This is a genomic window from Treponema sp., from assembly GCF_017430385.1.
In the GTDB taxonomy this organism is placed as follows: domain Bacteria; phylum Spirochaetota; class Spirochaetia; order Treponematales; family Treponemataceae; genus Treponema_D.
Map to the genome: position 1 here is coordinate 1 of NZ_JAFRNB010000035.1, position 4316 is coordinate 4316.

The 4316-nt window shown below is 38.5% G+C and carries 8 protein-coding genes; 3 read left to right on the top strand and 5 right to left on the bottom strand.

Annotated features, from left to right (window positions below):
• The 4 genes from IJJ71_RS02495 to IJJ71_RS02510 all read right to left on the bottom strand — a co-directional run.
• Positions 1-452: carbamoyl phosphate synthase preATP-grasp domain-containing protein (locus IJJ71_RS02495; protein ID WP_486389609.1), on the bottom strand; the 452-nt coding region annotated here is incomplete at its 3' end.
• 115 nt (positions 453-567) lie between these two features.
• Positions 568-1539 (bottom strand): helix-turn-helix transcriptional regulator, encoded by a 972-nt coding sequence (locus IJJ71_RS02500; protein WP_296845136.1) that lies wholly within the window; start codon positions 1537-1539, stop codon positions 568-570.
• A gap of 118 nt (positions 1540-1657) precedes the next feature.
• Entirely contained in the window at positions 1658-2071 is a 414-nt protein-coding gene (locus tag IJJ71_RS02505; protein ID WP_296845137.1) for a PIN domain-containing protein, read from the bottom strand.
• Complete coding sequence (locus tag IJJ71_RS02510; RefSeq protein ID WP_296845138.1) at positions 2068-2325, bottom strand: hypothetical protein; 258 nt, start codon at positions 2323-2325, stop codon at positions 2068-2070. Before IJJ71_RS02510 ends, IJJ71_RS02505 begins: the two co-directional genes overlap by 4 nt.
• 190 nt (positions 2326-2515) lie before the next feature.
• On the opposite strand from IJJ71_RS02510, the gene IJJ71_RS02515 reads away from it, so the two are divergent.
• Positions 2516-3073 carry a DnaA/Hda family protein gene (locus IJJ71_RS02515; protein WP_296845139.1) on the top strand — a complete coding sequence of 186 codons (558 nt, stop codon included), beginning with the start codon at positions 2516-2518 and terminating at the stop codon, positions 3071-3073.
• A 71-nt stretch (positions 3074-3144) separates the two neighbouring features.
• On the opposite strand, the gene IJJ71_RS02520 is transcribed toward IJJ71_RS02515, so the two are convergent.
• Positions 3145-3483 carry a helix-turn-helix transcriptional regulator gene (locus IJJ71_RS02520; protein ID WP_296845140.1) on the bottom strand — a complete coding sequence of 113 codons (339 nt, stop codon included), beginning with the start codon at positions 3481-3483 and terminating at the stop codon, positions 3145-3147.
• Between the two features lie 132 nt (positions 3484-3615).
• On the opposite strand from IJJ71_RS02520, the gene IJJ71_RS02525 reads away from it, so the two are divergent.
• Positions 3616-3894: a hypothetical protein gene (locus tag IJJ71_RS02525; protein ID WP_296845141.1), complete on the top strand. Its 279-nt coding sequence runs from the start codon at positions 3616-3618 to the stop codon at positions 3892-3894.
• 11 nt (positions 3895-3905) lie between these two features.
• Complete coding sequence (locus IJJ71_RS02530) at positions 3906-4181, top strand: hypothetical protein (protein ID WP_296845142.1); 276 nt, start codon at positions 3906-3908, stop codon at positions 4179-4181.
• Positions 4182-4316 lie beyond the last annotated feature (135 nt).

Below are 4316 nucleotides of genomic sequence, written 5' to 3' on the forward strand. Positions count from 1 at the left end.
ATTGGGATTTCCAATTTTTCCATCATGTGGCGGAAGAGATCGCGGTCTTCGGCGGTGTCGATTGAATCAATTGATGTACCCAGGATGTTTACGCCGTTTTCCTGAAGCTCGCGGGCAATGTTGAGCGGAGTCTGTCCACCAAACTGAACGATAACTCCGAACGGCTTTTCTTTTTCGTAAATCTGAAGAACATCTTCAGTTGTTACTGGTTCAAAGTAGAGCTTGTCAGAAGTGTCATAGTCAGTAGAAACAGTCTCAGGGTTGCAGTTTACGATGATTGTTTCGTAGCCCAGTTCTTTCAGCTGCATAGCCGCATGACAGCAGCAGTAGTCAAACTCAATTCCCTGACCAATTCTGTTTGGACCACCACCCAAAATCATAATCTTCTGATTAAAAATAATGAGGGGAAAAGCCTTTCCCCTGGGTTCAACCCGCTGCGCGGTTTTCACCACACCCCTTTCTCCTAAGGGGGCTAGCCCCCCTTAAAATCCCCCAATGAAATGTAACTTGCTTCGCAATTTTTTATTTTATCCCGCCCGCCCCGCCTGAAGCGTTTACATAATTCCTCTACATCAACTTTGTCATTCCTTCAACATGCCGCTTCCATTCCTTTACCAACCATTCCGGCTGTATAGGCTTTGCATTGCATCCATTGGAAAGAACCCACGATTTTATTTTCAAGAACTGAGAAGAATCAAACTCAATTGTTGTTTTGTTTTCATCTTCCTTGAAAACTTGTGAATCAGCCCAGATTTTTTCTTTTACAAGAAGTCGTGCTTCGTTATAGAACTCGATTACATAATGCTCTGCTTTTTTGCTGAAAACAGCTCCAAAGTTACCGTCTTTACATCGGCTTTCAAAATCATAATTTTCTGGAAGTTCAAATTCATCTTCTGTAACTACAGCATTTTTCATTCTTACAAGTGAAAAAATACGTTCTGCCTGCCTAAGTTCATCGAAGCCGAAAAGATAGCATACCCCTTCATCCAAAACAAGCTGATATGGTCTTAGTCTGCGTTGCTCGGTTTTTTTGCCCCATCGGTCTGTATAATCAAACTGAAGAATATGATTTTGATTTAATGAATCCTGAATACTATTCCATATTTCTTGATTTACATTTGTTTCTACAGTTGGTGCAACTGCTATGCGGTTCATCAAGGCTGTATTTTTTCCTTCCATTGCATTTGAAGAAAGTAAATCAAGCATTGAACAGGCTTCTTCATAAATCGGTGTATTCTTGTAATGAGAAAGAAGGACCTTAGCCGAAAGCATAACACGCAAGTCTTTATCTGAAAGATGATTCTGCATTGAAGGTTCAAAGGCTTCTGTATAATAGTAGCCTTTGTGTGTAAAATCATATTCGATTGGAGCATACATTCTGTCCCGCATGTAGTCTAAATCTCGGCTGATTGTTGCAAGTCCAGATTCCAATTCATAAGCAAGCTGTTTTGTGTTTGGATAACAGCCACTTTTGATTTTGCGGTGGATATGAGAAATGCGTTCCAGCATTCTGTAAGTTATCTTTGTCTGTGTACTCATACGTCGTTACGCTCCGTTTGCGTAATAGGAAATTATTATCTAGTGCGCTTACGCGCCCGATGCATGATTCATATTATAGCACACAAGTTTATCATTATATGAGAGAGTGAAAATTATTTTATTCTTTTACAAACTCCAAGAACTCAGCCGGAGTCATAACCCGAATAGCGGAAGTTTTGTAGTCAGCTTGATTTCTTGTGATAATAAAGTCTGCCCTGATTTGCTGAGCTACCTCATGCTGAACAGAATCTTCAAAATCACTCCAATCAGAATCCAATGCACGGCGAATACACGTTTCATCAACACCTGCAACAAACACCGTCTTTAAAAGATTCTGCATGATTTGTTTCGTTGCTTCCGCATCCTTTAAAGTCTTTTTTACGATATAGAAAATATCAGTACACGATGCCGCCGAAATATAAAAATCATAGCCTTTATCGCAATAGGCAAGGACAGAGTTTGATTCTTCAAAAAAAGCGGAATTTTCAAGCATAACATCGAGGACAAGATTAGTGTCTATAAATACTGTCATAAGCCGTATCGCTCCGCAAGCCTTTCTTCTCGGATTTCTGCAATGGTAATCGGCTTGCTCATTTTGAGTACGCCTTTTATCGCTTTCAGTCCTTTGAGGCGTTCACTTGCCGTGATTTGTGATTTTTGAACGACAGGCTGCATTTTCGGTTTTTCTACGATTCGTATTAAAATCTCGCTTCCGTTGAAATTACGCAATCCGTCATCAAGTGTAACGACAGTATTTCCGTCAATATATCCTTCTAAAGCATACATAGAACACCTCCTTGATTCAAAATCTAGATATATTATAACACATTTTGGGGATTTTTGTTTAAACTTTTAACTTATTGACAAAACTTGTGCTTTGTGTGTGTTTTTCTACAGCCCTATCGTTTTAAGAGAGAGTTATTGTATTAAACTTAGTCCGTTTACAATAATAAAAACAACACTGGGGAGAAATAGTATGCCAAAATCAAAGCAAAAGAAATTTAGAAACAATAAATTTTGCAAAGATTTCACATTTGATTCATTTATCACTTGTGAAGCTAATAAGTTTGTGGTAACAATGCCTGTCGAAATAGCAAGGAATCCAGGAAAATTCTACAATCCTTTTTTGATTTATGGTGAAAGTGGTGTTGGGAAAACATATCTTGCACAGGCAATCGGGAATTATATTTGTGCAAATAGTAAGGAATTTAAGGTTTGCTATATATCTTCGCATAGTTTTAACAATGAATTTGCTGATTATACAAAGGATGAAAAAGTAGATTTTCTAAAATCCAAATATGAAAATCTTGATGTCCTGATTTTAGATGACTTGCAGTTTTTACAAGAGGACGAGAAATTTCAAGAAACATTATATGAAATACTAAGCAAACTAAAAGAAAAACACGCACAAATAATTTGCACCAGTACGACTACAGTATCAAATTTAAGTCTTAATCTTATAAAATTCTTTAGAGATGGATTTTGTATAGAACTTTTGCCATCGCCCTTGATTGAAAATTCAAAAAATAAATGAATTTTGATATTTACCCTATCGTTTTAAGAGAGAGTGAACGTTATACACTGCAAGCATGAGAAATAACAGTTTCATTTTTTGTCAGAAGAAACAGCAGGATTTTTCAGATATTCCTCCACGGACTGTGCAAAAACTTTCTGCAAATCATCAACAATGGACTGTTTCTGTAACTGACTTACTTGTGCATCGGATTCTTCGGGAAGAAAGAGCGTGTAAACATCAATTTGCAGGGCATTCGCAAGTTTTGTCAGTGTTTTTTCGCTCGGCCATCTTCGGCAACCTTCTATGTCATTCATCATCTGCACAGAAATTTTAGCTTCTTCGGCAAGCTTTTCTTGGGAATATGAAAGTTGTTTACGAGCCTTCTTTAAATTGAGCGATAGTCTCTTCTGCAATAATTCTGGAGTCATCTTCCTTATTTTAAGCAAGTTCTTTCCTATAATACAGTTGCTTAAAGCGGAAACTGTGATATAATATTCTTTGCTCACTGCAAGGGATTTAAAATAAATCGTTGCTAAAAGCAACAAAAAGGAGCGTTTTGTATGAAAAAGTTAGTAAAGGTTGTTGCGGTCGTATTTTTGTCGGCAAGCCTGTTTGCAAGTTGCAAGGAAAAGAATCCTGTCGCGGGCAAGAAAATGGCGCTTGATGCTGGCGGAATGAGCGTAACTTACATTTTTACGGAGAATCAGTTTTGGCTAGAAGGTCTTGACGGATTGAAAATGAATTATCGTTACGACAAAGAAACCAATGCCATCATTTACACAGAACTTGACGGCTCGGAATCCGTAATTGATATGAGCAAGTTGAAGGAAGTGAAATAGGAGTATTTACAATGGCAACAATGGTTTCTTTTAACGGAAAGCCCATACGAATCAACTCTCGGCGGAACGGCATTGAATTTTCCTATGACGGTGGGCGCAATTGGAGTACGCTTGTCATAGATCAGAATGCTTCCGGCGATTTGACGGATATTCAGATAAATGGAAGCACCATAACGGCGACTTTTGAAACACGCGACTATCTGACAACTGCCACAACGCAAATTTCATCGGGAACGCAACGGCTGAACGCAAGTTCATTTAAGAAAATTGCACAAGTCGCAAAATGACAATACGGAAAAGGAGCATAATATGAAATCAATTCAATGGATGTGTACAAAATGCGGTCAAAAGCAGACAAGAACGGCAAGCACGGGAAGACCAATGCCAGGCAGATGTTCACGGAGCAAAACGGGCGGTCCGCA

Bases quoted from the DNA above. Each gene is read 5' to 3' on its own strand.
- IJJ71_RS02515 (WP_296845139.1), top strand. From the start codon at position 2,516: ATGCCAAAATCAAAGCAAAAGAAATTTAGAAACAATAAATTTTGCAAA.
- IJJ71_RS02525 (WP_296845141.1), top strand. From the start codon at position 3,616: ATGAAAAAGTTAGTAAAGGTTGTTGCGGTCGTATTTTTGTCGGCAAGC.
- IJJ71_RS02510 (WP_296845138.1), bottom strand. From the start codon at position 2,325: ATGTATGCTTTAGAAGGATATATTGACGGAAATACTGTCGTTACACTT.
- IJJ71_RS02500 (WP_296845136.1), bottom strand. From the start codon at position 1,539: ATGAGTACACAGACAAAGATAACTTACAGAATGCTGGAACGCATTTCT.
- IJJ71_RS02520 (WP_296845140.1), bottom strand. From the start codon at position 3,483: ATGACTCCAGAATTATTGCAGAAGAGACTATCGCTCAATTTAAAGAAG.
- IJJ71_RS02505 (WP_296845137.1), bottom strand. From the start codon at position 2,071: ATGACAGTATTTATAGACACTAATCTTGTCCTCGATGTTATGCTTGAA.
- IJJ71_RS02530 (WP_296845142.1), top strand. From the start codon at position 3,906: ATGGCAACAATGGTTTCTTTTAACGGAAAGCCCATACGAATCAACTCT.